General features: G+C 63.8%; 19 protein-coding genes and 6 tRNA genes. All 25 read right to left on the reverse strand.

Annotated elements, in window-relative coordinates; genetic code table 11:
- Nucleotide 1: 1 nt before the first annotated feature.
- A complete protein-coding gene (locus IB269_RS20450) occupies nucleotides 2-613 on the reverse strand; it encodes a M48 family metallopeptidase (protein ID WP_097202847.1) in 612 nt (203 codons plus the stop codon).
- 32 nt (nucleotides 614-645) lie between these two features.
- On the reverse strand, nucleotides 646-1272 hold the full coding sequence (locus IB269_RS20455) for a DUF6806 family protein (RefSeq protein ID WP_013803265.1): 627 nt from the start codon (nucleotides 1270-1272) through the stop codon (nucleotides 646-648).
- A 329-nt stretch (nucleotides 1273-1601) separates the two neighbouring features.
- Nucleotides 1602-1692 (reverse strand) — tRNA-Leu (locus tag IB269_RS20460).
- 98 nt (nucleotides 1693-1790) lie between these two features.
- Nucleotides 1791-1866, reverse strand: a tRNA-Gly gene (locus IB269_RS20465).
- A gap of 149 nt (nucleotides 1867-2015) precedes the next feature.
- On the reverse strand, nucleotides 2016-2780 hold the full coding sequence (locus IB269_RS20470) for a M48 family metalloprotease (RefSeq protein WP_043824220.1): 765 nt from the start codon (nucleotides 2778-2780) through the stop codon (nucleotides 2016-2018).
- Between the two features lie 383 nt (nucleotides 2781-3163).
- A tRNA-Cys gene (locus IB269_RS20475) sits at nucleotides 3164-3237 on the reverse strand.
- 43 nt (nucleotides 3238-3280) lie between these two features.
- Nucleotides 3281-3356 (reverse strand) — tRNA-Gly (locus IB269_RS20480).
- 59 nt (nucleotides 3357-3415) lie between these two features.
- Nucleotides 3416-3491: transfer RNA gene (locus IB269_RS20485), tRNA-Gly, on the reverse strand.
- A gap of 67 nt (nucleotides 3492-3558) precedes the next feature.
- Nucleotides 3559-3634, reverse strand: a tRNA-Gly gene (locus IB269_RS20490).
- 103 nt (nucleotides 3635-3737) lie between these two features.
- Nucleotides 3738-6152: an endopeptidase La gene (gene lon / locus IB269_RS20495; RefSeq protein WP_012204531.1), complete on the reverse strand. Its 2415-nt coding sequence runs from the start codon at nucleotides 6150-6152 to the stop codon at nucleotides 3738-3740.
- A 120-nt stretch (nucleotides 6153-6272) separates the two neighbouring features.
- Nucleotides 6273-7535: an ATP-dependent Clp protease ATP-binding subunit ClpX gene (gene clpX, locus IB269_RS20500; RefSeq protein ID WP_012204530.1), complete on the reverse strand. Its 1263-nt coding sequence runs from the start codon at nucleotides 7533-7535 to the stop codon at nucleotides 6273-6275.
- Nucleotides 7536-7642: 107 nt separating this feature from the next.
- On the reverse strand, nucleotides 7643-8251 hold the full coding sequence (gene clpP, locus IB269_RS20505) for an ATP-dependent Clp endopeptidase proteolytic subunit ClpP (protein ID WP_012204529.1): 609 nt from the start codon (nucleotides 8249-8251) through the stop codon (nucleotides 7643-7645).
- 135 nt (nucleotides 8252-8386) lie between these two features.
- Nucleotides 8387-9697 (reverse strand): trigger factor, encoded by a 1311-nt coding sequence (gene tig, locus IB269_RS20510; protein ID WP_012204528.1) that lies wholly within the window; start codon nucleotides 9695-9697, stop codon nucleotides 8387-8389.
- 287 nt (nucleotides 9698-9984) lie between these two features.
- Complete coding sequence (locus IB269_RS20515) at nucleotides 9985-10221, reverse strand: hypothetical protein (protein WP_192368118.1); 237 nt, start codon at nucleotides 10219-10221, stop codon at nucleotides 9985-9987.
- Complete coding sequence (locus tag IB269_RS20520) at nucleotides 10218-12101, reverse strand: hypothetical protein (protein WP_192368119.1); 1884 nt, start codon at nucleotides 12099-12101, stop codon at nucleotides 10218-10220. The genes IB269_RS20515 and IB269_RS20520 overlap by 4 nt, the downstream gene beginning before the upstream one ends.
- Nucleotides 12102-12103: 2 nt before the next feature.
- Nucleotides 12104-12535 carry a hypothetical protein gene (locus IB269_RS20525; protein ID WP_192368120.1) on the reverse strand — a complete coding sequence of 144 codons (432 nt, stop codon included), beginning with the start codon at nucleotides 12533-12535 and terminating at the stop codon, nucleotides 12104-12106.
- Nucleotides 12532-13932, reverse strand: coding sequence for a hypothetical protein (locus IB269_RS20530; RefSeq protein WP_192368121.1), 1401 nt, complete (start codon nucleotides 13930-13932; stop codon nucleotides 12532-12534). Before IB269_RS20530 ends, IB269_RS20525 begins: the two co-directional genes overlap by 4 nt.
- Complete coding sequence (locus tag IB269_RS20535; RefSeq protein WP_192368122.1) at nucleotides 13932-15101, reverse strand: hypothetical protein; 1170 nt, start codon at nucleotides 15099-15101, stop codon at nucleotides 13932-13934. The genes IB269_RS20530 and IB269_RS20535 overlap by 1 nt, the downstream gene beginning before the upstream one ends.
- Nucleotides 15102-15115: 14 nt before the next feature.
- A complete protein-coding gene (locus IB269_RS20540) occupies nucleotides 15116-17026 on the reverse strand; it encodes a hypothetical protein (RefSeq protein ID WP_225614208.1) in 1911 nt (636 codons plus the stop codon).
- Nucleotides 17027-17031: 5 nt separating this feature from the next.
- On the reverse strand, nucleotides 17032-18924 hold the full coding sequence (locus IB269_RS20545) for a hypothetical protein (RefSeq protein WP_192368124.1): 1893 nt from the start codon (nucleotides 18922-18924) through the stop codon (nucleotides 17032-17034).
- Between the two features lie 13 nt (nucleotides 18925-18937).
- Nucleotides 18938-19333, reverse strand: coding sequence for a hypothetical protein (locus IB269_RS20550; RefSeq protein ID WP_192368125.1), 396 nt, complete (start codon nucleotides 19331-19333; stop codon nucleotides 18938-18940).
- Nucleotides 19330-22308: a phage tail tape measure protein gene (locus IB269_RS20555; RefSeq protein ID WP_192368126.1), complete on the reverse strand. Its 2979-nt coding sequence runs from the start codon at nucleotides 22306-22308 to the stop codon at nucleotides 19330-19332. Before IB269_RS20555 ends, IB269_RS20550 begins: the two co-directional genes overlap by 4 nt.
- 98 nt (nucleotides 22309-22406) lie before the next feature.
- Entirely contained in the window at nucleotides 22407-23198 is a 792-nt protein-coding gene (locus IB269_RS20560) for a hypothetical protein (RefSeq protein ID WP_013803273.1), read from the reverse strand.
- 27 nt (nucleotides 23199-23225) lie between these two features.
- On the reverse strand, nucleotides 23226-23636 hold the full coding sequence (locus IB269_RS20565; RefSeq protein ID WP_192368127.1) for a hypothetical protein: 411 nt from the start codon (nucleotides 23634-23636) through the stop codon (nucleotides 23226-23228).
- 277 nt (nucleotides 23637-23913) lie between these two features.
- The gene (locus IB269_RS20570) at nucleotides 23914-24300 is read right to left on the reverse strand and encodes a Mor transcription activator family protein (RefSeq protein WP_097202854.1); all 387 of its coding nucleotides are present in this window, start codon (nucleotides 24298-24300) and stop codon (nucleotides 23914-23916) included.
- Between the last annotated feature and the right edge of the window lie 37 nt (nucleotides 24301-24337).

Raw genomic sequence — 24337 nt, forward strand, 5'->3', positions numbered from 1 at the left:
ATCAGGGCTGCGCCAGCCACAGGCGCCGGCCCGAGTGGTCCATCCAGCTCAGGTACAGGCGCAGCTCGAACTCCAGCTGGTGGTAGTCGGGCTCCATGTGGGTACACAGCTGGTAGAAGGCCTTGTCGTGATCGGGCTCGCGCAGATGGGCCAGCTCGTGGACGACGATCATGCGCAAGAAAGCCTCGGGCGCCTGCTTGAACAGTGCGCCGATGCGGATCTCATGCCGGGCATTGAGGCGGCTTCCCTGCACCACGGTGCGGCGCGTGTGCAGGCCCAGGGCGTTGTGGACCACATGGATGCGGCCGTCGTAGGCCACCTTGTTCAGCGTGCCGGCATTGCGCATGTGCCGGCCCTTGAGGGCATCCACGTAGTCATAGAGGCTCTTGTCCGTGCGCACGGCATGGGCCTCGGGATGCTTGCGCAGCAGCCAGGCCTCGGCCTTGTCCTCGGCCAGCCAGCCACGCACCTGTGACTGCAGCGCGGCCGGGTAGGCGGACAGGTAGGGAAGCGGCAGCGCGCCACCGGCCACCTCGCGCCGCTGCTCGCGCTGGCGGCGTACGGTCTCGGTGACTGCTCCGGAATACTTGGGCGTGCTGGCCTGTGCCGCCATGGCTGTACGCTGCGCTGGGCAGCGTCTTGCGCTCAATGCAGGTGGCGTGGGCGGCGGTTGCCGCCGTGACCCGAACCCGATCCGCCCATGCCGCGCGGCGGCTTGCCGATCTCCAGCGAGCTGACCAGGGCATCGAAGCGCTGGGAGAACAGCTTGTCGATCTCCTGCACCACGCCACCCAGTTCGGAGCCGTCGAAATGGCGCTCCATCAGGTTGACCACGTCCTGCACCAGCAGATCACGCTGCACCTGCATGATGGCCGCGGGCGTCGGACCAACGAAGAGCATGACGAAGTCGTCGCGCGACTCGGCCTCTTCGGACTCCTCTTCCTCGTCGAACTCGGTGTCGTAGAAGGTCACCTCGATGGCCGCGCCCTGCTCGGCCAGCTCATTGATGCCCATGCACATGTCGTCCAGCGACTGGCGGAAATCCTCGTCACCACGCACGGTCCAGCACACCTGGAGCAGGCGCTCCTTGGTATCGAACTGGATGCCAGGCTCCTCCTCATAGACGCTGCCAGCGCCATCGGCCAGGGAACGGGCCCCAGCATACTTCCACAGCGGACCCAGCGCTTCCTGCAACTGCTCGTAGGTCGTGTCGGGGCGCAGCAGCACTTGGCCGTGCACGTGGATTTCAAATGGAGCGTTGTAATTCGACATGTTCTCGTCTGGGATGAGTTTGGCCACACCTGTCACGCCGCACCATGTGCCACGATCAACGTCAACGGAACGCATGCAGGCATCGCCATCACTGTCTGCCCGAGCCGCGCCATCCAGGCAAGCAGCCCGGGGCCTGATGAATGGATTCTCGCACGTTATGCCAACGGGCAAGGACTTGGCAACGCATGGACACCTTGCAGCGCAGCAAGCGGGCAGGACCGTCAATGCACGTTGCGGCACGACGCCTGAATTTGCGGAACAGCAGGCGCCTTGGCTGCTTCAATCCGCTACCGTATAGATAGCAACAATGCCTGGTACGTATTGGGTTGTGGTGCCCCGAGCCGGGATCGAACCGGCACGCCCCTGTTCGGAAGCGGCGGATTTTAAGTCCGCAGTGTCTACCAATTTCACCATCGGGGCCCTGCACCGCAGCGTCACAGGTCAGCGCGAACTGCTCACACCTGCAACTGCAGCACCAACGAAAAAGGGAAGCGTTACCGCTTCCCTTTTTTCTGAATTGGAGCGGGAAAACGGGTTCGAACCGTCGACCTCAACCTTGGCAAGGTTGCGCTCTACCAACTGAGCTATTCCCGCGTATCTGTAGAGCTGTGCGCTTCACAGAGCAGACTTGAATTCTAGCGCAGATTTTTGGTGCTTCGGAAGAAGCCCGCAAAAAATCTGCACCAAGGCAGATCGCAGCCCGCCTTGCACTTTGCTGCGGCAGGCTGCTTCACCGTCGACGCCTACTTGCCGTCGATGCGATCCTGCATGCGCTTGGCCCGCTGTTCGGACGGCGGATGGGAGCTCAGGATGGAGCTGCCGCCGCTGCCAGCGCTGAGCTTGGCCAGCTTCTGGAACGATGTGACCAGCCCCTGGCGGCTCATCTTCTTTTCCGTGAGCAGATCGAAGGAGTAGTCATCGGCCGCCGACTCCTGCGACTGCGAGAACTGGGCATTGATGAACTTCTCACCCAGATCACCCGCCTGCGAACGCGACAGCGAGGCCAGCGCCGAATTGCCGCTATTGGCCGCAATAGAGCGTGCAGCCGAAGCCGCATAGGCCGTCTGCATGCGCTTCTTGCTGTGACCCAGTGCCACGTGCCCGATCTCATGGCCAATCACGCCACGCAGCTCGTCATCGTTCATCAGATCCATCAGGCCGCTGTAGACACGGATGCAGCCATTGGCCATGGCCCAGGCATTCACGTCCTGCGTCATATAGACCTTGTAGACAGCCTTCTTCCCATTGACAGCCTGCGGCATGCCGGCAATCACCTTGTTCAGCCGCAGCGTGTACTTGCTCTTTGCATCTGCCACCTTGTTCTGGGCATCCATGGCTGCGCAGGAATCATTGGACAGGGTGACCACGTCGTCATCCGTGAGCGTCATGGCCTTCATGGCCGTGGAGCCCGAATCCAGCAACCCGCCCACATCGGCAGACTCCATGGTTTTACAGCCCGCCAGCACCACGCCGCTGGCAACAATTGCCGTCAATAGCTTGATCTTCATAATCCCTCCCGATAAATGAAGCGCGCATCATATCCACGACGCGCCAATTCAATCTACCTGCAATGACAACCCATTTGCAATTTCTTGCAATTTCTCAATGGACAAGCAATGCCAAATTTCAATGACGACTGCTCATTCAAAACAAATGGAAACAATTAAATTCACCAAATCAGCGATGAATGACCAAAACAGGCATGCAGCCATGCTCTCGATGCACAGAGCGTGAAGCACCGCCACGGCACTGAATCGGAAGAGAAGAAGATGCGCCAGCCAAGTCGAGGCCGCTGCGGAGACATGGCACCAAGGACCAACAACGATCCGTGATGCAGAAAAAGAAAAAGGCCCCGAGGGGCCTTTTGAACACTGTGTCTGCAATGAATTTTTGGAGGCGCGAACCAGAGTCGAACTGGTCTAACCGGATTTGCAATCCGGGGCATAACCGCTTTGCTATCGCGCCAATATCACTATCAAACATGCAGCATTGCTGCAGTTTTTAAAACTGGAGCGGGAAAACGGGTTCGAACCGTCGACCTCAACCTTGGCAAGGTTGCGCTCTACCAACTGAGCTATTCCCGCAAAAAATTCAAGCAACCAACCGTCACCTGAATCGGATGTGCACTAGGCACATCCAAAACTGGAGCGGGAAAACGGGTTCGAACCGTCGACCTCAACCTTGGCAAGGTTGCGCTCTACCAACTGAGCTATTCCCGCTTGAATCATCCATTCTGGCAGCCAACCGCCACCAGAACCGAACACACCCGAAAGCATGTTCAAAATCTGGAGCGGGAAAACGGGTTCGAACCGTCGACCTCAACCTTGGCAAGGTTGCGCTCTACCAACTGAGCTATTCCCGCATTTCTACCGAAGCCTGACATTCTACAACGTCGTTTGCTGCGATGGGATGAATTGTAGCGTAGTTCTTGGAGGGTTCAGGAAAAACGCTACATTTTTTCATCTTCAGTGCTTGACGGCTGGCTCCACAGGCTTGGATTCCGCTGGCGGCGGCGCTGCGGCCTCCTCCTCGGACAAGGGCTCGGGCACACGCTCCAGCGCCACCTTGAGGACCTGGTCGATCCACTTGACGGGGATGATTTCCAGGCCGCTCTTGACGTTGTCGGGGATCTCCTGGAGGTCCTTGACGTTCTCTTCGGGGATCAGCACCGTCTTGATGCCGCCACGCAGGGCCGCCAGCAGCTTTTCCTTGAGGCCACCGATGGCGGTGACCTCACCGCGCAGCGTGATCTCGCCAGTCATGGCGACATCGGCACGCACCGGGATACCTGTCAGCGCAGAGACGAAGGCCGTCGTCATGGCCGCACCCGCGCTGGGGCCGTCCTTGGGCGTGGCGCCATCGGGCACGTGCACGTGGATGTCCTTCTTCTCGAAGGCCTCGTCCTTGATGCCGAGCATGCGCGAGCGGCTGCGCACCACGGTGCGGGCAGCTTCGACCGATTCCTTCATCACGTCGCCCAGGGAGCCGGTGCGCGAGATCACGCCCTTGCCGGGCATGATGGCGGCCTCGATGGTCAGCAGGTCGCCACCGACCTCGGTCCATGCCAGGCCCACGACCTGGCCGACCTGGTTGTTGTGCTCGGCACGGCCGTAGCTGTACTTGCGCACACCCAGGTAGTCGGTGAGGTTGTCGGCATTGACGACGACGGTGGGCTCCAGCTTCTTGAGCTGCAGTCCCTTGACCACCTTGCGGCAGATCTTGGAGAGCTCGCGTTCCAGCGAGCGCACGCCGGCTTCACGCGTGTAGTAGCGCACGATGTCGCGGATGGCGGACTCGTCGACCTGCATTTCGCCGTCCTTCACACCGTTGTTGGTGAGTTGCTTGGGAAGCAGGTAGCGGATGGCGATGTTGACCTTTTCGTCCTCGGTGTAACCCGACAGGCGGATCACTTCCATGCGGTCCAGCAGCGCGGGCGGGATGTTCATGGAGTTGGAGGTCGCCACGAACATCACGTCGCTGAGGTCGAAGTCCACCTCGACGTAGTGATCGCCGAAGGTGTGGTTCTGCTCGGGGTCCAGCACTTCCAGCAGGGCGCTCGACGGGTCGCCACGGAAGTCCATTCCGAGCTTGTCGATTTCGTCCAGCAGGAACAGCGGGTTGCGCGTGCCGACCTTGTCCAGGCTTTGCAGCACCTTGCCCGGCATGGCGCCGATGTAGGTGCGGCGGTGGCCGCGGATTTCCGCCTCGTCACGCATGCCGCCCAGCGCCATGCGCACGTACTTGCGGCCCGTGGCCTTGGCGATGGACTGGCCCAGCGAGGTCTTGCCCACGCCCGGAGGTCCGACCAGGCACAGGATGGGCGCCTTGACCTTGTCCACGCGCTGCTGCACAGCAAGATATTCAAGGATGCGGTCCTTGACCTTTTCGAGGCCGAAGTGGTCGGCATTGAGCACGTCCTCGGCATTGGCCAGGTCGTGCTTGATCTTGGTCTTCTTGCTCCAGGGCAGGCCCGTGAGCACGTCGATGTAGTTGCGCACCACGGTCGCTTCGGCCGACATGGGCGACATGAGCTTGAGCTTCTTGAGCTCGGCCTCGGCCTTCTTGCGCGCCTCGGCGGGCATGCGGGCCAGCTTGATCTTCTTTTCGATCTCTTCGATGTCGGCGCCGTCTTCGCCCTCGCCCAGTTCCTTCTGGATGGCCTTGACCTGTTCGTTCAGGTAGAAGTCGCGCTGGTTCTTCTCCATCTGGCGCTTGACGCGGCCGCGGATGCGCTTGTCGACGTTGAGGATGTCGACTTCGCGGTCCAGTTGCTCGAAGAGATTCTCCAGGCGTTCCTTGATGTCCACCAGGTCGAGCACGGCCTGCTTGTTCTCAAGCTTGAGCGGCAGGTGCGCGGCAATGGTGTCGGCCAGGCGGCCGGCATCGTCGATGCTGGCGATGGAGGTGAGGATCTCGGGCGGGATCTTCTTGTTGAGCTTGACGTACTGGTCGAACTGCTGCGTCACGGCGCGGCGCAGGGCCTCGATCTCACTGGGCTTGTGGGTTTCGGCCTCGGGCGCCACGGGCACGACGGAGCCCACGAAGTGGGTCTCTTCGTCCATGACCTGCTTGACCAGCGCGCGCTGCTGGCCTTCGACCAGCACCTTGACCGTGCCGTCGGGCAGCTTGAGCATCTGCAGGATGGTGGACACGCAGCCGACATCGAACATGTCAGCGGCCGTGGGCTCGTCCTTGGAGGCGGTCTTCTGGGCCACCAGCATGATGCGGCGGTCGCCCTCCATGGCCAGCTCCAGCGCCTTGATGCTCTTGGCGCGCCCCACGAACAGCGGGATCACCATGTGGGGGAACACGACCACGTCACGCAGCGGCAGCAGCGCCAGGTCTAGGGGGGTGGAAGGCAAAGGGGTATGTCCTGACATGGGAATCCTCGGTTTGTCAGCGGAAGATGGTCCGCACACCGGTGTATTTCAACCCTGCGGCCCGAAAGGATTTCGGGACGCAGGGACTTGCGCTGCCGGACCTTTGCAGGCGGCGGCGCATCAGGCCTTCTTGGCCGCTTCGCGGTAAACCAGCAGCGGCGCCTTTCCGTCTTCGATGGTGGACTCGTCCACCACTACCTTTTCGACATTGTCGGCGTTGGGCAGCTCGTACATGGTGCCGATCAGCGATTGCTCCAGGATGGAGCGCAGGCCACGGGCACCCGTCTTGCGCGCCAGCGCCTTGCGGGCGATGGCCTTGAGCGCGGCAGGCCGGATCTCCAGCTCCACGCCTTCCATGGCCAACAGCTTGCTGTACTGCTTGACCAGGGCGTTCTTGGGCTCGGTCAGGATCTGCACCAGGGCGTCTTCGCCCAGTTCGGCCAGGGCCGTGACCACGGGCATGCGGCCGACCAGCTCGGGGATGATGCCGAACTTGATCAGGTCTTCAGGCTCGATCTCCTGGAACACTTCCGAGATGGAACGCTGCTTCTTGCTCTTGACCGTGGCGCCAAAGCCGATGCCAGACGCCTCGGTGCGGTTCTCGATGACCTTCTCCAAGCCCGCGAACGCGCCGCCGCAGATGAACAGGATGTTGGTCGTGTCGATCTGCAGGAAGTCCTGGTTCGGATGCTTGCGGCCGCCTTGCGGGGGAACGCTGGCCATGGTGCCTTCGATGAGCTTGAGCAGGGCCTGCTGCACGCCCTCGCCAGACACGTCGCGCGTGATGCTGGGGTTGTCGGACTTGCGCGAGATCTTGTCGATCTCGTCGATGTAGACGATGCCGCGCTGTGCACGCTCAACGTCGTACTCGCAGCTTTGCAGCAGCTTCTGGATGATGTTCTCGACGTCCTCGCCCACGTAGCCGGCTTCGGTCAGCGTGGTGGCATCGGCCATGACGAAGGGGACGTTGAGCATGCGCGCCAGCGTCTGCGCCAGCAGCGTCTTGCCGGAGCCCGTGGGACCGATGAGCAGGATGTTGCTCTTGGCCAGCTCAATCTCGTCCTTGCCGGCCTTGTCCTTGTGACGCAGGCGCTTGTAGTGGTTGTAGACGGCAACGGCCAGCGTGCGCTTGGGCAGGTCCTGGCCGATCACGTAGTTGTCCAGGTTGGCCTTGATTTCGGCGGGCGTGGGCAGGTCGCCTCGGCCGTCCTTGGCCTCGGTGCTGGGCTGCTCGTCGCGGATGATCTCGTTGCAGAGATCGATGCACTCGTCGCAGATAAAGACTGACGGACCCGCGATCAGCTTCTTGACCTCATGCTGGCTCTTGCCGCAGAAGGTGCAATAAAGGTTTTTTTCGCTGGAGGAGCCTTTTTTCTCGGCCATGGGGTCGGTGCCTTGTTACAGAAATATGGAAAAGGATGATAACCAAATGGAAAGCGGCGTTTTCCGTAGGGGGAAAACGCCGCCCATTCTCATGCAGCCTCCGGACTTCAGGAGCGCTTGTTGATCACCTGATCGACCAAGCCGTAGTCCTTGGCTTCCTCGGCGGACAGGAAGTAGTCGCGCTCGGTGTCGTGCTGGATCTTTTCCAGCGGCTGGCCCGTGCGCTCGGCCAGGATCTTGTTCAGGCGCTCGCGGGTCTTGAGGATCTCGCGGGCGTGGATCTCGATCTCGGTGGCCTGGCCCTGCATGCCGCCCAGCGGCTGGTGGATCATGACCTGGGAGTTGGGCAGCGCAAAGCGCTTGCCCTTGGTGCCAGCGGCCAGCAGGAAGGCGCCCATGCTGGCTGCGATGCCGGTGCACAGCGTGGACACATCGGGCTTGATGAAGTTCATCGTGTCGAAGATGGCCAGGCCGGCGCTCACGGAGCCGCCGGGGCTGTTGATGTAGAACGAAATGTCCTTGTCGGGGTTCTCGCTCTCAAGGAACAACAGCTGGGCCACGACGAGGTTGGCCGTCTGGTCATTGACAGGGCCCACCAGGAAGATCACCCGGTCCTTGAGCAGGCGCGAGTAGATGTCGTACGACCGCTCTCCGCGGCCGGACTGTTCGATGACCATTGGGATCATGCCCAAACCCTGAGTTTCCAATGCGCTCATGTTTTCTCCAGTACTAGGGGGCTACTTTAGCCGTATCCGGAAAGAAAATGGGGCTTGTGCGCCAAAGCACAAGCCCCGCAGATGCCAACCCGCCCGCCGATCTCACGAAGCGGCAGGCAGGCGGTGCTCAAACCCTCAGGCCTGGCCCATCAGTTCGTCGAAGGACACGGCCTTGTCGGAGACCTTGGCCTTGCCCAGCACGAACTCGGTCACGTTGTTTTCGATGACAACGGCTTCGACTTCAGCCAGGCGTTGGCGGTCGCCGAAGTACCAGCGTGCCACGTCTTCGGGCTTTTCGTAGCTGGCGGCCAGCTCTTCCACGTGGGCCTTGATCTGGTCGGGCGTGGCGTGCAGCTCGTTGGCGCGCACCAGCTCGGCCACCACCAGGCCCAGGCGCACGCGGCGCTCGGCTTGGGGCAGGAACACGTCTTCAGGGATCTCGGCCTTCTCGGCGTCCTTGATGCCGCGCTGCTGCAGCTCGGCGCGGGCGCCTTCCAGCAGACGTGCGACTTCAGCCTGCACCGACGCCTTGGGCAGTTCCAGCTCGGCCTTGGACACCAGGGCATCCATCACGGCCTGCTTGTTGCGGCCCTGGACGCGGAACTTGACTTCACGCTCCAGGTTCTTCTTGATGTCGGCGCGCAGGCCTTCGACCGTGCCTTCAGCCACGCCCAGTGCCTTGGCAAAAGCCTCGTCCACTTCGGGCAGGTTGGCGGCTTCGATCTTCTTGACCGTCACCAGGAAATCGGCGGTCTTGCCGGCCACGTCCTTGCCGTGGTAGTCAGCGGGGAATGCCAGCGGGAAAGTCTTGGACTCGCCAGCCTTCATGCCGCGCACTGCGTCTTCGAATTCCTTGAGCATCTGGCCTTCGCCGACCAGGAACTGGAAGTCTTCAGCCTTGCCGCCGGAGAAGGTCTCGCCGTCGATCTTGCCTTCGAAGTCCACGGTCACGCGGTCGCCGTCCACGGCCACATCGGCCTGGGCGCGCTGTGCGAAGGTGCGGCGCTGCTTGCGCAGGATGTCCACGGTCTTGTCGATGGCGGCGTCGTCCACTTCGGCGGTCAGCTTCTCGACTTCGGCCGAGGTCAGGTCGCCGATCTTGACTTCAGGCATCACTTCGAAGATGGCTTCGAACTGGGCCTCGCCCTCGGGAGCGCCTTCCTTTTCGGAGATGCGGGGCTGGCCAGCCACGCGCAGCTTGGCTTCGTTGACGGCCTGTGCAAAAGCCTCACCAACCTTGTCGTTGAGCACTTCGTACTGCACCGAGTAGCCATAACGCTGGGCCACCACGCTCATCGGCACCTTGCCGGGACGGAAGCCGTCCATCTTCACGGTGCGCGCCACTTGCTTGAGGCGGTTCTCGACTTCGCTCTGGATGGAGTTCAGCGGCAGGCTCAGCGTGATCTTGCGCTCGAGCTTTTCAAGGGTTTCAACAGTAACGGCCATGTTTGTTCCTATGAGGGATTGGACCGTGCCGGCTGCTGTACAGCCCGCACCGTATTGCGCAAAAGTCACGGTGCGACGCGAGCCAAGCCAGTCGGCCGCGCGGCACCTCAGATTTCAAGGGCTTACATCACATGCACCTGGCCGCTGGGGACCGCACATGGTTCGCTCAACCCGTGATGTAAGCGAAGCCGGACATTATAAACGAGGCGGTTTTGCCATGAAGAAGGCCACGTTGGGGATTTGTCCTCAGTTTTCCATGCCCGGCAGGGCCCTGCTGCGCATTCGTCCTAGATGTCAATAAGTACATAGGTCAGCCGAGGGGCTTCGCCCGTGATCGCCGGCCCCTGAACATAGACACTGTCGCCCTCCTGGCTGCCGAGGGGATTGCGTACGCGCAATTGGCCGCTGCCCGGCAGGTCGACCGTTGCCGTTCCATCAACATGGACCTCGCTGACATGCCCTGTGAGCACTGGCTCCTCAGGCAACAACTGGATAAGGCGCTTGAAGAGATTGGTGGTCGTCATAAGGCGGCGCGCTCCACAGTGATTTGCTGGCGCACCACGGGCATGGCAGCGTTCAGACGAGACGCACGCACAAGGCCCCGCCAAGTTTCTCTGGTATCTACGACTTCGATCAATTGGCCAGGCAGGATCAGGCCCGGCGCCGTGCCTCCTGAGAGCACGGGCATGGTGATGGACTGGACAAGCTTGTTGCCCGAGGCGCCTAGCACCGCTTCGCCTCGCTGGCGCGCGGCTACGGCTTCGGCTATCAAGGCGTCGGTGATTTGGGGTGCAAGGCTGCCACCTGCAGAGCCGGCGCGACGCACGTGCCCCAGGATGCCGCCCACCTGACCACTGATATAGACCGCGTTGTAGGCGGCACGAGGCTCCGGCCGCAGTTCGTCTGTCACGATGACGTCCGCCGGTATGCGCACATCCGGAGTCGCGTCGGCCCATTTCCATGGAAGATGAGGGAAACGGGGGGCGACGATCAAGCGCTCCCGAGTGCGGTGGCTGCTCACCACGGCTCCGATCGAAGCGGCAACGCGCATCACGGCCGACAACGGCGTGCCACGGTGGCTCCAGGCACCGGCCGGCACCAGCCAATCCGACACCTTCCAATCGAGTTCCACCCCTGTAAACTCCAGCGCTTCCCGTACCAATTGCTGTGCCGTGACGGGAGCCGTGTTCAGCCAAGTCTGCTCCGGCATGTAGGGATTACTCAGCAGCGCGGTCATGCTTACGCCCTGCACCGCCACACGGTGATTGCCGAAACTGCGCTTGCGGCTCAGGGTTTGCACGACGAAGACGAAGTCGATGCCATCCACCACGATGCGCAGCCGCGCAGGCAGCCCGCCGACAGGGGCCAGTTGGTCCAGCAGATGCTCCGGACCATTTGCCGAAAAACTCCATCCGAAGCCGTCGTCGTCGCTGGCAATGATCACATCACTGAGTACAACGGGCTCCAGCCCTGGCAACAGCTCTGCTTCTAGGGTGTGTATGGTCATATAGATGCTTTGAATCGGAATTTGGTAGCGTGGCGGCAGGGGACCAGGAGAGCTCTTGCAGCAGGAAAAAATCAGTTGAACGTCCGACTCCCGAGGATGCTCGAATACCATTTCCACCGAAGTGCCAGACGCGAGTGCATAGCACGGCAACGCATTCGGCGGCCCAGGCTGCGCCAGCGTGGCGCCCGGCCAAGGTCTGCGCGCATCTTCGTAACGAGCAAGCTGGGCCTTGTGCAGAGCCCGAGCACTTCGCAGATCGGTATGCACCGACATTGCTGCAGTCAAACCAGAACCGAACGCCTTGGTCATCGCATGCCTACGCCGCAAGGCCTCCTCAAAGAGTTGCTGCGTCACTCCTGCGGCAATGGTGGCCTGCTCTCCCTCAATGCCTGAAGCACGTCGCAAGCGCAAAGCCTCCTGCCATGACATGAGTTGGCCGCTCATCACACTCTGTCCGGCCTTCCAACGAAGTCGTTCCATTTGGGCCACGCGGCGCCCTTCCTGCCAGCTCTGCAGGAAAAGACTCTGCCTTGATTTCCCGTGGGTACCGCGTACCTGAGCCGCGCTCAATACCGGCGTCGCTTGACCAAAAGCCGCATTGGCTGCAGCACAGACACCGTCGGCATGCCCGTAGATTCCCGGCATCTGCCCGACAGCGGGCCGGGCCACATTGATGTGGACGCTTGCTCCTACTTTTCCCCGCAAACCGGAAATCCGTCCGGAAGCCGATGCACACACCTGGGCACGTATCGCAAGCGCTGCACCCAGGCCCGTGATTCGTCCGGCTGCCTGCAACTTGGCGACCTGCTGCCCAGGCTCGCTGCCACCAAAGACCAGCTCGACCGGCGAGTGCCCATCGACCAAGCGTGCACGAAAGAGCAGATCGATCTCGCCCATGGCTATATCAGACTCGTCTCGCCGAGCTGCACCAGGCTGCCGGCGTACAGCAGCGGGCTGGTCTCGCCCTCAGGGGTCTGGCCGCCGAAGAGGCGCCAGGGACCTGTGTGGTCGGAGTCCGACACCTCGCCGCCGGCGAGCAGCGCGCCATCGGCTGCATGCCAATCCGCCCAGCGCGGGATGCCTGTGGCCATGACCATTGCGCCGGCTGCATCGCGGACGTGCAGCACCAGGGTGCCGTTGACCACCGTGGCGCTGGGCCTGGCCAGCACCACCTCGGCCTGCACCGCCCCACGGCTGCCGAGGAAGTCGGCCGGCACCTCGAGGTAGATGCGCACTCGGGCGTTGCCGGTGCCCAGGTCCGAGCGTGTGACCGTGGCCTGCAGCTGCGCCAGCGCCATGGCTGGGCCGATCTCCCAGATGCCGGCAGTCATGGCGCGCCCCCAGGCAGCAGTCGCTGTGCTGCCACGGCGCGGAAATTGCCCGCTGCGTCCTCGGCCAGCGCGAGGAATTCCTGCCGCACATCGAGCCCATCGAATGAGTAATCGCCGGTGTCGGGGTCGCTCCACGTCTCGCGGACCAGCAGCTTGCTGCGCTGGTGCAGCAGTACCACGCGCGCCTTGGTGGGCAAGTTGCTGGGGCTAGCCTTGGTCTTGGTGGTGCCGAAGATCCGGCCGGGCCCGCCGAACTGCGTATCGATGGCCCGTAAGCGAGAGGCGCGGGTCGAGAATGGGCTGAGCGAGGCCGACACGACCACCAAGGTGCGGGCTGCGCGTGACCTAGGCCGAGCGCGTGCCGCCGACAGCGCGCCGTTGAGGACGGGAGACCAGACCTGATCCGCCACGTAGGGGCTAGCCACCTCTCCCGTCGCCTGCCACCGGCCAGCGCCGTCGCGGCACGAGAGCTGCGCATACTCCATGCCATTGCCGGCAGACTGAAACTGCAGCGCATCGACAGAGACCGGCACCGCAAAATCGGCAATGATTCGAAAGCCCCCGGGCGACACATCGGCCCATGCCGCACCAGCAGCCCCCCCATCGGACAAATCGCTGACCGCGCCTTCGGTGGGATCGATGGTCGCCGAGTAGGTCGGGGCGAGCACGGACACCGGGCCTCGCGCAAACTGCCGGCCCGGCCACGCTGCCGCGCCCTGGTAGCGCTGGCCTTTAGTGATGCGCAGCGCCGCCAGCCAGCCGCGCAGCCAGCCCGAGCCGCCGCCAGGGTTGGCCAGCAGAGTCGCGGGGACGGTGGACGCATAGTTCGCTGTGTGCGGCACCGACCACTGCAGCACGCCGTCCAGCAGCGCATATAGCACGCCGGCGACGCGCCGCCATTCCACATGCGCAAAACGTCCCAGCGGCAACGGCGCGCCGCTGGAAGCCACGGGGACCACAATGCCATTGTTCCAGGCCTGTAGCGTGCCGAGGTCGCTAATGAAGAACGTGGAGGGAAGCGCGGAGGAGGTTGCGTTGGCGAACAACGCATAGCCGTCCCCGGATGCTGGGATGGCATCGATGCGCACGATGGCCTCTACTGAGAAATCCCCGGTGCCGAATGACAGGGACGGATGTGCCGGGGTGATGATCGCCGTGCCGGTGACACAGGACAGCGTGGGATAGCCGTCGAAGGGCTGGGCGGGGTCCACCTTCACGCCCGTGGGCGTCAGGGCCTTACCCCTGGCGTCCACCAGCGTGCCGTCCATGGCATGGACCAGCAGGGAGGTGCTAGACCACAGTGGATCGCCCGTCAGCATCCGCAATTCGGTCAGGGCCAGGCCCGGCGCGTTGTAGCCGGTGACGCCGGACAGCACCCATTGAGCAGCGTGCGGCATCAGCGGCTCCAGGGGCCTGTCGAGTCGATGAACACGGTACCGCCGCCCTCGCCGCCCAGCACGGGTGGACCCACGCGCCAGGCCATGAGCTTGCGCCCCAGGAATTCGTTCGTGCCCTCCAGCGTGGTCCCGCTGGTGAATGCGTCGCCGCAATCCTGTACGGGATGCAGCAGGCCTGGCAATGTGCCCCGCATGCCCAGGGCGAACACCTCAAGCTCGCCGGTCATCAGCCCGTTGTTGGGGCTGTTGGGGTAGGAGCCCCATGCGTAGCCGCTGGTGCCGGCATAGGTTTCCGTGGCTGGGCCGTTGTGGTGGGAGCCGTACCGGGCGGCCGCAATGGACTGGCCCACGCCGGTATGCGAGCGCGCGAGGTATATGCCGGCGCGCGCATTCCTACTGGACCAACCGCAGCAGCCATCAGGGCGCCAAGTGACGCCGACTTGGTCCGATGCATTGCCTGTGAGCAACCAGCCCCAGGCATCGCCTGGCTTGAAGCTGGCCAGATCCCCGGCATAGAAGAGCGTGTACCGATTCACATTCCCGCGAGGCGCCACGGCAAAGTAGAAGCCCCGGCTGTCTGCCCAGACGCGCCAGGAGATCGGCGTGCCGTCGGCGCCATAGGCCTTGGACCAGTACACGCCGCCTGCCACATGGCTGTCGAGTGGGATCGGCCCCTGGCCGGTGACCGCATCGGTCATGGACTCATAGCCGCGCAGGCGCGCATTGGTGGTGCCGGCATCATCGATACGCAGTACGCACCCGGTCGCCTCCACGGCCGTGGGCTTGACCACCAGCACATTGGCTACCGTGCCTGCGAACAGCTCCTGCCAGCCAGCAGGTGCCATGCGACTGGTGATGGTGCCTGTGGCCGCCCCGTCCGCCACGTCCGGGGCGGCATAGGTGACGCTGTTGACCGTGGTCGTCAGGATCAGCTTGTCGCCGTTGAGTCCTGCGGGCGTCGCGCCAGCGATGCGCGCCACGGTCCCTGCGCGGAAAGGATGGGATGCCGAGTACGTGGCCTTGGCAATGCCTGCGGTGACCACCAGCGACACGACAGCGCCTGCGCCGAAGCCATCGACCAGGCAGGCTTTGAGGACCGTCGCCAGCGCGCCGGCCGTGCCGGACAGCACCGGGGCGCCGGCCTGGGTGGAATCAAACGTGTAGATCATGGGCTACCTCGGGATCAGATGGTCTGGGGATTGGTGGGTGGGCGGTCGACGTCGCCGCGCGTGAGCAGCTCGAAGGCGTAGTCGGTGCCCGTCGCCTCGCTGGGCTGCACGGTGCGGATGGCCGCAAAGGGCTGCATGGCACCCACGGTGTTGATGCGCAACACGTTGCCGGCGGCCCAGCCCTGGCCCCAGCCGATGGCCCGAACTGTGAAGTACGGCGCGGCGCTGATGGGGTTGACGGGCGCGAAGTCGGTATTGATCGAGCCCGAGCCGATGTTGCCCACGTCCTGGCCGATGCACTCGAAGTTGGTCGTGTCCTTGAAGCGCAGCATCCAGCGCTGCGGGATGGCGCCCGCGTTGGTCACCTGGATGGGCGCCACGGTGTCGTTGTAGCTGGCCAGCGCCTCGGCGCCGTCGACCGTGTCCTGCCAACGGCCGGTCCAGGTGTTCTGGTCAAACAGATGGCTCACCCGGGCGCGCAGCGTGCCCGACATGAGGGCGTTGCTGACGATGGAGCCCACCGGGAATTCGTGGCTCAGCGACTTGGTGAGGGTGATGGCCCCGCTGATCTGGACGTCCGAGGCCCGGGCCATTTCCTCGATGCGGTGAAACACGCGCACGGGCTGCACCCAGCCCGTCGTGTCCTGCACGCTGACCAGGCCGGCGTCGAGATCCACGGTCCAGCCCTGGTGGATCAGCTTGCTGTCGGCGCCTACAAGGTACACACGGGACAGGCGCGTCCGGCCACAGTTGAGGGTCTGGCCGTTGGTGAGCTGGGCGGGCCCGATCTTGCCGGTGTGGCCGATCACCAGGTAGCCGCCCACCCGGTAGATGGGCACGCGGCCATCCTGCGGCAGGCGCACGGGGTCCAGACCGATGACGGTCTCATCCAGCGGCAGGTAGAAGTAGCTGACGCTGTTGTAGCGCAGCGTGGTCGGGTCCACGGGCCAGGGACGCCAGATCTTGTCCGGCTGCACGGCGCCCACGTCGTCGGCCGAGTACCACCATTCGGCCTTCTCCGCCGCCGTCAGCGAGGTGTCGAGCACGTAGTCCCCGAACTGCAGCTCAACAACGCCGGTCTGATAGTCGATGCGCCCGCGCAGGTGATCGCCCGTGATCAGCCCGTCGATACCGGCGATGGCCGTGATCTGGGCGCCGGTGACATCCGACAAGTTCATGACGAAGCCCGAAGGCTTGACCGGCGCAGTTGCGGTACGCATGAAGATGCTGGCCGTGGTCCAGTTCTGACGCACGGTCCACAGGCTCTCGACGGCGAAGTCCGAGGGCGAGCCGCCGACGACATAGTCCGTGATGCGCGCGACGCCACTGGAATAGTCCAGGGCGCCCGCGACGATGCCCGGGCTGATTGCAGTGCGGCCCCGCACAAGCACGCCGTCGTAGTCCTCATACACCTGGCCCATCCATCGGAATCGCACGCTATTGGGCACGATGTAGTCGGTGGTGTAGGGACACAGGTCCAGCGTGAGCGGCTCGGGCGTGTAGTTCATCACATGGTGCTGCGGAGATGCAAAGCCCTCGGCATACGTCAGCGTGACGGTGCTGGCCGCCAGGATCTCTTCGCTGACGGAGGTGTCGCTGCGCTCGCCGCCCTTGGACGACGAGCTGCTCGAACCCGGGTCGCCTCCGCCGCCGGACATCGAAGTGGACTCGAAGGTCTTGGCGTCCTCAAAATCGCTGTTGTAGCCCTCGGTCTTGCTGTCCAGCTGCGCGAAGCGCACGTTGGCGAACTTGCCCGCGTAGCTGATCGTGCCATCCGGGCCGAACGAACCATGGCCATCGTCGGTCAGCAGGTGGCGCACGGTGTCCTGCGTCTTGCTGGTCTGGTAACTGGTCCTGCTATGGCTGGAGGTCGACGTGGCCGTCGAATTCGTGTTGGTTGTCGTCGTGACGATAGCTGCAGACATGCCGCTCATGATCCAAGGCTCCCGTTGTTGATGGATGTGCCCCAGCGCCTGTAGGTGGTGCCCCCGATGCTGATCTGCCCCTGCGCGTAGTCCCCCTCGGACCAGGTGACGCCTGTGGCATCGGGCACGGGGTAGTGGTAGCCGTCCGGCGCGTAGGCAGCGATCACCTCGATGTACACGGCCTCCTGGGTCAGCACTCGCGTACCGCCCGGGGCCATGTACTTGGCATAGATGTCGTTGCCTGACAGCGGCACGCGGCTAGTCGTTGCCGGGGGCGCCACGGGTGGCACCTGGGGCATGTAGCTCACCTTGCTGGTGTTGCTGGTGTTCTTGCCGGCCGCCGTGCCCGCAGAAGACGCGCCCGAGCTGGCCGACAAGTTGCGCACCGTGATCCAGCTGATGGACACCGACCCGGCAGCAGGTTCGGTGTCGAAGTTGACCGTGGCGAAGCCGCCCGCATCGGGGGTGACGACCATGTTCTTTTCGATGATGTTTGCGTAGTCGTATTCGATGGCGAACTGACCGCCCGCATCGGGCATGTACTTGGGGCTAAGCAGCAGCGCGCCTGAGGCATAGTTGATCTCGCCCTTGGCATCGCCCTGCAGCTGCCCATCGTTGTCGGTGGCGGTGCGCAGCACGCCCCCAGACTGCCACTTGATCGACAGCGTGCCGCGCTTGATGCCCTGGTGGTCAAGGCGCAGCGCATGCTCTGGCAGCCGCCAGCCAGTCGCGCCGGAGCGGTTCACGAACGCACTGGCTTCGCCCCACTGGAAGATGATGCTTGAGCCGTCATCGGGCAGCTCAGGCAGCGTGACAGAGATGGAACCGTTGTTGTAGTTGACCGTGCCCACGGCGCTGCCCGTCAGCTCGCCCTGCCCGTTGTCTGTGGCCGTGTACCAGATGCCCAGGATCTGGAACGACACCGCCACGGTGTTGGGCGCGGGAAAGGGCCGCAGGATGTGCACCCATGAGTAGCCCCGGTTCTCTTGGCTCACGCGGATGCGCCGCGTGTGGGGCGCAGCGGCCACCTTGATGTCGCGCGGCGCCGTGGCCAGGGTCAGCTGCCGCACGCCGGCCGGCCGCTGATCCAGCGCCACGGACTCGGTGCGCGAGCTGGGCACCAGCTGGGTGTAGATGCTGGACACGCGCAGGACGTTCTCGCCCAGCGTGACGGCAGCGCTGAGCGTCTGCGCGCCGTAGTAGGTGGCCGCGTCCGCGACAGTGGTGTCGCGGATCTTGGTCTTGCCCTGGTCACGAACAAACGTCCGGCTCGGCGGGCTGCCGGCGAAGGCTGTGCGAAGGCGGGGCATGATCTCGCAGCGGGTGACGCTGGCCTGGTAATCGACATACCCCCCGGACACCGAATACGTGAAATTCTGCGTCTCGGTCTCGACCCGCAGCACACGCACGTACTGCAGCACCTCGTTGGCGGCCCCTTCATTTGCGACCAGCACCAGGGTTCGGCCGATGGTGGGCGCGGGGGTGCCAGGTCGATGGAAGATGTGGATGGCAGCCTGCCCCTGGACGTGGTTTTCCAGCAAGAAACCACCCCACTCCGTGCCCGGGATCAAATAGGCAGCTATTGCTGCGGCAATCTCGGTGCGCTTTGCGAACACGCCACAGCTCGCCAAAGTTACATTAACATTGGGATCGTCGGGCATGGCTGACAAGATGATGTTGGCGTCCATCAGCGGCTCGACATCGGGAGTCTGGACCGCCGCGAACAGCTGGCGGATGCTCACGTCGCCGCCAGCGCGGTCCACTTCCGTAATGTCCGGAAAAATGGCATTGCTTGCCCCCCAGACGATGGAATTGCCGGTCGGCCCGCCTCCGCCCTCTGGTACATCGTCCATGACTTTGGAGGCAAGCAGCCTGATATCGCCGTCTTTGACTGTCATATGCTTTGGTTCCTCAAACCGTGATGAGCCGCACCGTGGCGACATAGGGGTTGGCAAGCGCGGGCAGCTCGGGATTTCCGACCGGTCGCGCCGCGATGGGCTCGTCGCCCGAAAACTGAACATCGAAGCTGCGGCCATCGGCCAGTTGCAGGCGGTAGACTTGCCCCGCCGCGCCAGCCATCTCCTGCAGGGACAGCAGCGTGGCGCGCCGGATCCAGCCCTGGGATTCCTCGCCCTGCAAAGTGATGGGACGGCCGGAGAGCTTGCCCACCTCGTCCACGATGAGAGCGCCCGTGATGCTTCGCTCTGCATTGCGCGACACGGCAGACCAAGTGAATTCATCGGCCCAGGTCATCCCACGGGGGATCTGGAGGGTGCCCAGCGTGTGGTTCTTGGTGGTCACGGTCATGCTCCTGCCAGCGCCTTGCTGCGCTCGAGTTCCGACAGCAGGCGATCGATCGCTGCTTCGCCATCTGCATCGGTATTCACATTGCCGAGCGACTTGCCATTGACCCGCAGGTCGATGACCCGGGACGTCGCGCCGGCCTCCTTGAGGTTTGCGTCTTTGGCGGGCAGGGCGGCTTTTCTCTGCTCCTCTGCCTCTTTGGCCACTTTGGCTCTGGTCTGTGCGAGTACCGCCTCGGCAATAGCCGCATTCACCTCGTTGGGGTTCACTCCTCCCTGGATGCCGCCCAACACGCCCGGCTTGCGGTCGAATTGCTGCTCGAACTGGTCCACGATGCGCAGGGCCGCAGCCTCATCCAGGCCCTGGCTCTTGGCGAGCTCCAGCACCGATGTGCGGGAATGGAAGCTCATCGTCACGCGCTCGCCCGCGGTGTTCAGGCTGTAGTTTTCCTTGTCGATCTTCCATTTCTTGCGGTACAGCTCCAGCTCGCGCTCCTTGAGCTCGTTGGCCTTCTCCTGCGCGGCGATCTCCCGTTCACGCTCGGCATTGAGGCGCTCCAGCGCAGTGCGCTGGTCGTTCACGGCACGGGTCAACTGCTCCTTGCTGCCCTTGGCGCTGTCCGCCGCGTCCTTCATGCGCAGCGTGCTCTTGCCCACCTTGTCCATCTCGACCTCGAAGCCCTGTACGGCGGCCTTGGTCTTGAGCCATTCAGGCGCTATGCCGCCGTTGGCCGCGATCACGCGCTCGGCCATGACCTTGAAGGCATCAGCCATACGGGAGGCCGACTGGGTGCCGTCCTGCTCCAGCTTGCTGAAGGCCTCCTGCGAGGTTTTCGCTAGCTCCTGCAGCGCTGTACCCGAGGTCATGCCCAAGGCAACATAGGCTTTGTCCACCGCCGCAGCTGCCTGCTGCGCGCTCTGCGCGGACTCGGGCAGCGCCCGCTGGACCCTGTCGATCTCCTTCAGCGTCTCGGCCGCGGCCTGCAGGTTGCCACCGGCCATCAGTTGCTCGTATTCGGCACGCAACTGGCTGACGCTTTGTGACGCGATGGCCGTCGACGCAGCCGTACTCTCCAGCGCCACCTTGGTTTCCATGCTCTTTCGGCCGGTCTCCTCGATGGAAGCAGCCATCTGCCTGAAGGCGCGCTCCGATTCCCCGCCAGCTGTACCGGCCTCCTGGCTGCCTTGCACCAGGCCGGCGAAGCCATTGCGCGTCGTCTGAGCGGCGTCGGTCACGGCCTGCAGGGACTCGGTGGCCTTGTCGCGCATGGCCTGGGCCGAAGCCCCGAAGCCGCCCGCCATCACCTCGGCGTCTTGCGCGGCCTGCTTGAAGGACTGGGACAACTGGCCAAACGAGACCTTCGCGAGCTGCTCGTTAAGCCATGCAATCCCACTCGAGACACCGCTCGCGATTTCGGCGAAAACTGCACCCAGGCCATAGATGACGGTCATCACGCCATTGACGCCAGCGCTCATCGTGCCCCAGGCAATCTTCAGCACGTTGCCGGTATTCGTGCCGTACTCCTGCACCCGCGTCAGGGCGTCCTTGGCCCGGTCTGCGAAGGCCTGCAGCTTCTCGCCCACGGCCTTGAAATCGATCGTGGAAATGAAGCCCTTGGCGAATTCCAGGCCGGAGCGGAAGGCCGCAGCAATCGATTCGCCGAAGCGCCCAATGGCGCCGTCAGCAACGGCAGTGCGGAAGCCCTCTGCCACCGCATCCACCGCCTCCTTGAGAACAGGCAGCACGGGCGTGCCTAGCGTGGCCTTGACACCCTCCCAGACATTTTCGAACCCCTTGACCGAACCATTGAGGTTGTCCGACATGGTTGCTGCCATGTCGGCGGCACTGCCGGAGGCATTGCCCAGCGTGGTGGAAAGAGCATTCAGTGAGCCCATGCCCTGGCTGAGCAGCCCGGACAGCACGGGACCGGCCTCCGTCCCCAGTGCCTTGATGGCCTGCGCGCCTTCCGGGCCCTTGCCGGCCAGTTGCTGCAATGCCTGCTCGAAATCGTCGGTGACAATGCCGGCCTCGCCCAGCTCCTTGCGGAACGCGCTGGCCGGATCCGCGAACTGGCCCAGGATGGTGTTGAACGCCGAGCCGGCCTTCCCCGCATCGGTCCCAGCCTGCGAAAACTGGCCGATCATGGCCACCGTGCTTTCCAGGCTCAGTCCCACGCGTCCGGCAGCAGGGCCCACCGTGCCCAGGGTCTCGGCCAGGCTGCCGATACTGGTGCCGGTGAGCACCGACCCTTTGGCCAGCACATCCGCCACGCGCCCTGCATCCTCGAATTGCAGGCCCATGCCCGAAACCGCCTTGGTCACGGCTTCGCTGGCGGCGGACAGTTCCATGCCGCCGGCCTGCGCTAGGTTCAGGACCGCCGGCAACGTGGCAATGCTCTCCTGGGCCGTCAACCCCGCCTGCGCCAGACTTTCCAGCGCGCCGGCAGCCTGCACGCCCGAGTACTGCGTGGTGAGTCCGGCATCCGTGGCCGCCTTGGTCAGCGCGGCCATCTCCTCGGCCGAACTGCCGGTGGCGACCTGGACACGGTCCATTGCCGACTCGAAATCCGCCGCAGCCGTGACGGCATTCTTGAAGGTCTCTCCAGCCGAAGCACCAAAGCCCTTGAGCATGGATGTCCCCACCTCGGACAGTTTGGTGGCAAGACTGTCCAACGAGGCCGCGCCCCGGCTCACCATCCCGCTCACCGCAGAGCCGGCCGCCGTGCCGAGCGCCATGAAGGACTGGGCTCCCTGGGCGCCCTTGTCCGCCAAACTTTGCAACACGGCCTGCACACCGTCCATCACCGTCTGGAAATTGCTGAGCGCTTTGGCCGCGCTGTCGAAAGCAGACCTGGCCGCAGCACCAAAACTCTGGAGCATTGATGTGCCCACCTCGGCTGCCTTGGCCTTGAGGCTATCGAACGCCTTCTCTGCGGCGTCCTTGGCGCGGGTGAGCATGGAAATGGGTTTCTCGTCCATGATTCAGGGTTCTTTTGTAGGCATGTCTGGTTCGCCCTGCCGCCTGTCCAGGCGGCAGGGCGAACCACCCGGCACGCGGCCAGGTGGGATGGTTCACATCAGGGGATGGACACGGGACGGCCGTCGCGGTAGATGGCCTGCGCGTTGGGACCCTTGAGAACTTCCAGCGAGAACTGCATGCTCACGGGCTTGGTGTCCTCTGTGATCAGAGGCATCTCGCCCGTGGGCGTGAGCGCCACCAGCGGCATGTACCAGTCGCTGTCCAGGCCGGCAGCGCTGTCGGACACGATGCGGATCGCACAGGTCATGTCGGACTTGGCGCCCGTCATCACCGACTCGAACTGGCCGGCCACGGGCGTGTAGCCGAAGACCACCTTGCCGGCGGCGATCTGGCCGCCTTCGATGATCTGGACACGGCCGGTCTCCAGGCTCAGGTTGTAGTCGCGGCCCGCGACGTAGCTGGTCTGACCGTCCTCGCTCTTGATGGACACGGTGGAGACGTTGCGAACACCCAGAGGATTGGCAGCGGTGGCGCCCAGTTGGTACTGGCGGCCGGGTACCACGGCGCGGCTCTCGTTGTCCACGGGGGTGGCGTCCTGTGTCTTCAGCGCATGGGTGCCGGACAGCCAGGAGGCCACATTGCGCGCGCTGATGTTGTCGCAGGTCAGGGCGCCGGTGCGGGTGACCTTGATGGGCCAGCTGCCGTCTTTCTCCGACATGCCCTCTTCGCTGCTGAAGTGCTCAGCCTTTTCTGCCGCGACGGTGAGGGTGAAGCCAGGGCAGTTGCCCATGGGAATCTCGCCCGTCAGTTGCTCGTTGGCGTCATAGAGGTCGATGTAGACGCGGCCTCGCGGAATCTGGTAGTCATTTTTCGGGTGTGCAATCGGCATGTCGCTGCTCCAATCAAAGGTAAGAAATCACGGCTGGCCGTCAAACAGGGCCGTGGTGGTGAATGCGGCCTCGTACCCCACGAGGCCTGGGTCGGGAAAAGCCGCCTCCTGGATGGAGACGAACTGGAAGGGGGTCCAGAAGCGGTCATGGACCGCTCCCGGCGACCAGTTGTGTAGTGCTTCGACCAAGGCCCCGAGTGCCTCGCCCAGCGCGGCGGCAGCCTGTGCGCCGCGCGGCACCATCAGCGCGGCAACCCAGGTCGGCTGCAACTGCGCCGCGGTCCTCATGGCGGCCACCCCTGTGGCAGATGCCATGCGCACCTGCGCAGCAGGCACAGCCGAGCGGTCGACGGACTCGCTGGCTCCGCTGACGTGCCAGCCCCCGAAGGCCGGCAACGACTTGAGGCGGGAGGCCAGGATGGATTCGAGCTGAAGCATCAGGCGCGCGCTCTGGTGGCGGCCGTCTGGCTGCGGATACAACCGTCCGCTGCATCCGGCAAGCCTGCGACCGGGGACGCAGTGTTGAAGGTGTTGTTTCTCGAGTGGGTGAACATAGGAAAAAGACCGCCTGTATCCTTGGGTTCCATTGCGCCCTGCTGGGCGTGTTCAGACAGTTTCTCTGTCCTCGCGTCTCATTTCCTGCCGACAAATGAGACTGTTTTCAAGCACATGCCAGGCGCAGCAGCGGTCGCCGTCCGCCGCTGCGCTGCACGGCTCAGCCCTCTACAGAAAGCGATGTCTCCGGAGGGGAAACACCGTTGCGAACCGCGCCTGGCCGCTTGCCCAGGATGCGGTACAGCTGAGCCCGCTGGAGTCCATATTTGGTCTGCAACTGCTTGCGGTTGACCCCGTTGAATTCCTGGCGGATGGCTTCGTTGCGCTCCTTCTTGCTGGGCGCGGGCACGTAGATGGCGGCGCCGCGTGCGCCCATGCGCATGCCGCCATAGCGCTTTCGCAACCCGCGCAACATGGCCTGGGCAACGGACAAGGCCTGCGGGCCGCTCAGCCCAAGCTCCTGCTCGGCAATCTCCAGCAGCTCGCACTCCAGCAGCTGCGCCGCCGAGTCCTCGGGCGGGCTGACGGATTCAATGGATGTCGTCATGGTGTGCAACGCCCCGGGTCGGCGATTCCTGCCACGG

The organism is Delftia sp. DLF01, from assembly GCF_014852125.1.
GTDB lineage: Bacteria > Pseudomonadota > Gammaproteobacteria > Burkholderiales > Burkholderiaceae_C > Comamonas > Comamonas acidovorans.

Excerpts from the sequence above, each read along its gene's own strand:
- lon (WP_012204531.1), bottom strand. The coding sequence starts at position 6,152 with ATGTCAGGACATACCCCTTTGCCTTCCACCCCCCTAGACCTGGCGCTG.
- IB269_RS20550 (WP_192368125.1), bottom strand. The coding sequence starts at position 19,333 with ATGACCGTGACCACCAAGAACCACACGCTGGGCACCCTCCAGATCCCC.
- IB269_RS20560 (WP_013803273.1), bottom strand. The coding sequence starts at position 23,198 with ATGCCGATTGCACACCCGAAAAATGACTACCAGATTCCGCGAGGCCGC.
- IB269_RS20530 (WP_192368121.1), bottom strand. The coding sequence starts at position 13,932 with ATGCCGCACGCTGCTCAATGGGTGCTGTCCGGCGTCACCGGCTACAAC.
- IB269_RS20470 (WP_043824220.1), bottom strand. The coding sequence starts at position 2,780 with ATGAAGATCAAGCTATTGACGGCAATTGTTGCCAGCGGCGTGGTGCTG.
- IB269_RS20570 (WP_097202854.1), bottom strand. The coding sequence starts at position 24,300 with ATGACGACATCCATTGAATCCGTCAGCCCGCCCGAGGACTCGGCGGCG.
- IB269_RS20545 (WP_192368124.1), bottom strand. The coding sequence starts at position 18,924 with ATGACAGTCAAAGACGGCGATATCAGGCTGCTTGCCTCCAAAGTCATG.
- clpP (WP_012204529.1), bottom strand. The coding sequence starts at position 8,251 with ATGAGCGCATTGGAAACTCAGGGTTTGGGCATGATCCCAATGGTCATC.
- IB269_RS20555 (WP_192368126.1), bottom strand. The coding sequence starts at position 22,308 with ATGGACGAGAAACCCATTTCCATGCTCACCCGCGCCAAGGACGCCGCA.
- IB269_RS20515 (WP_192368118.1), bottom strand. The coding sequence starts at position 10,221 with ATGACGACCACCAATCTCTTCAAGCGCCTTATCCAGTTGTTGCCTGAG.
- tig (WP_012204528.1), bottom strand. The coding sequence starts at position 9,697 with ATGGCCGTTACTGTTGAAACCCTTGAAAAGCTCGAGCGCAAGATCACG.
- IB269_RS20450 (WP_097202847.1), bottom strand. The coding sequence starts at position 613 with ATGGCGGCACAGGCCAGCACGCCCAAGTATTCCGGAGCAGTCACCGAG.
- IB269_RS20455 (WP_013803265.1), bottom strand. The coding sequence starts at position 1,272 with ATGTCGAATTACAACGCTCCATTTGAAATCCACGTGCACGGCCAAGTG.
- clpX (WP_012204530.1), bottom strand. The coding sequence starts at position 7,535 with ATGGCCGAGAAAAAAGGCTCCTCCAGCGAAAAAAACCTTTATTGCACC.
- IB269_RS20525 (WP_192368120.1), bottom strand. The coding sequence starts at position 12,535 with ATGACTGCCGGCATCTGGGAGATCGGCCCAGCCATGGCGCTGGCGCAG.
- IB269_RS20520 (WP_192368119.1), bottom strand. The coding sequence starts at position 12,101 with ATGGGCGAGATCGATCTGCTCTTTCGTGCACGCTTGGTCGATGGGCAC.
- IB269_RS20565 (WP_192368127.1), bottom strand. The coding sequence starts at position 23,636 with ATGCTTCAGCTCGAATCCATCCTGGCCTCCCGCCTCAAGTCGTTGCCG.
- IB269_RS20535 (WP_192368122.1), bottom strand. The coding sequence starts at position 15,101 with ATGATCTACACGTTTGATTCCACCCAGGCCGGCGCCCCGGTGCTGTCC.
- IB269_RS20540 (WP_225614208.1), bottom strand. The coding sequence starts at position 17,026 with ATGTCTGCAGCTATCGTCACGACGACAACCAACACGAATTCGACGGCC.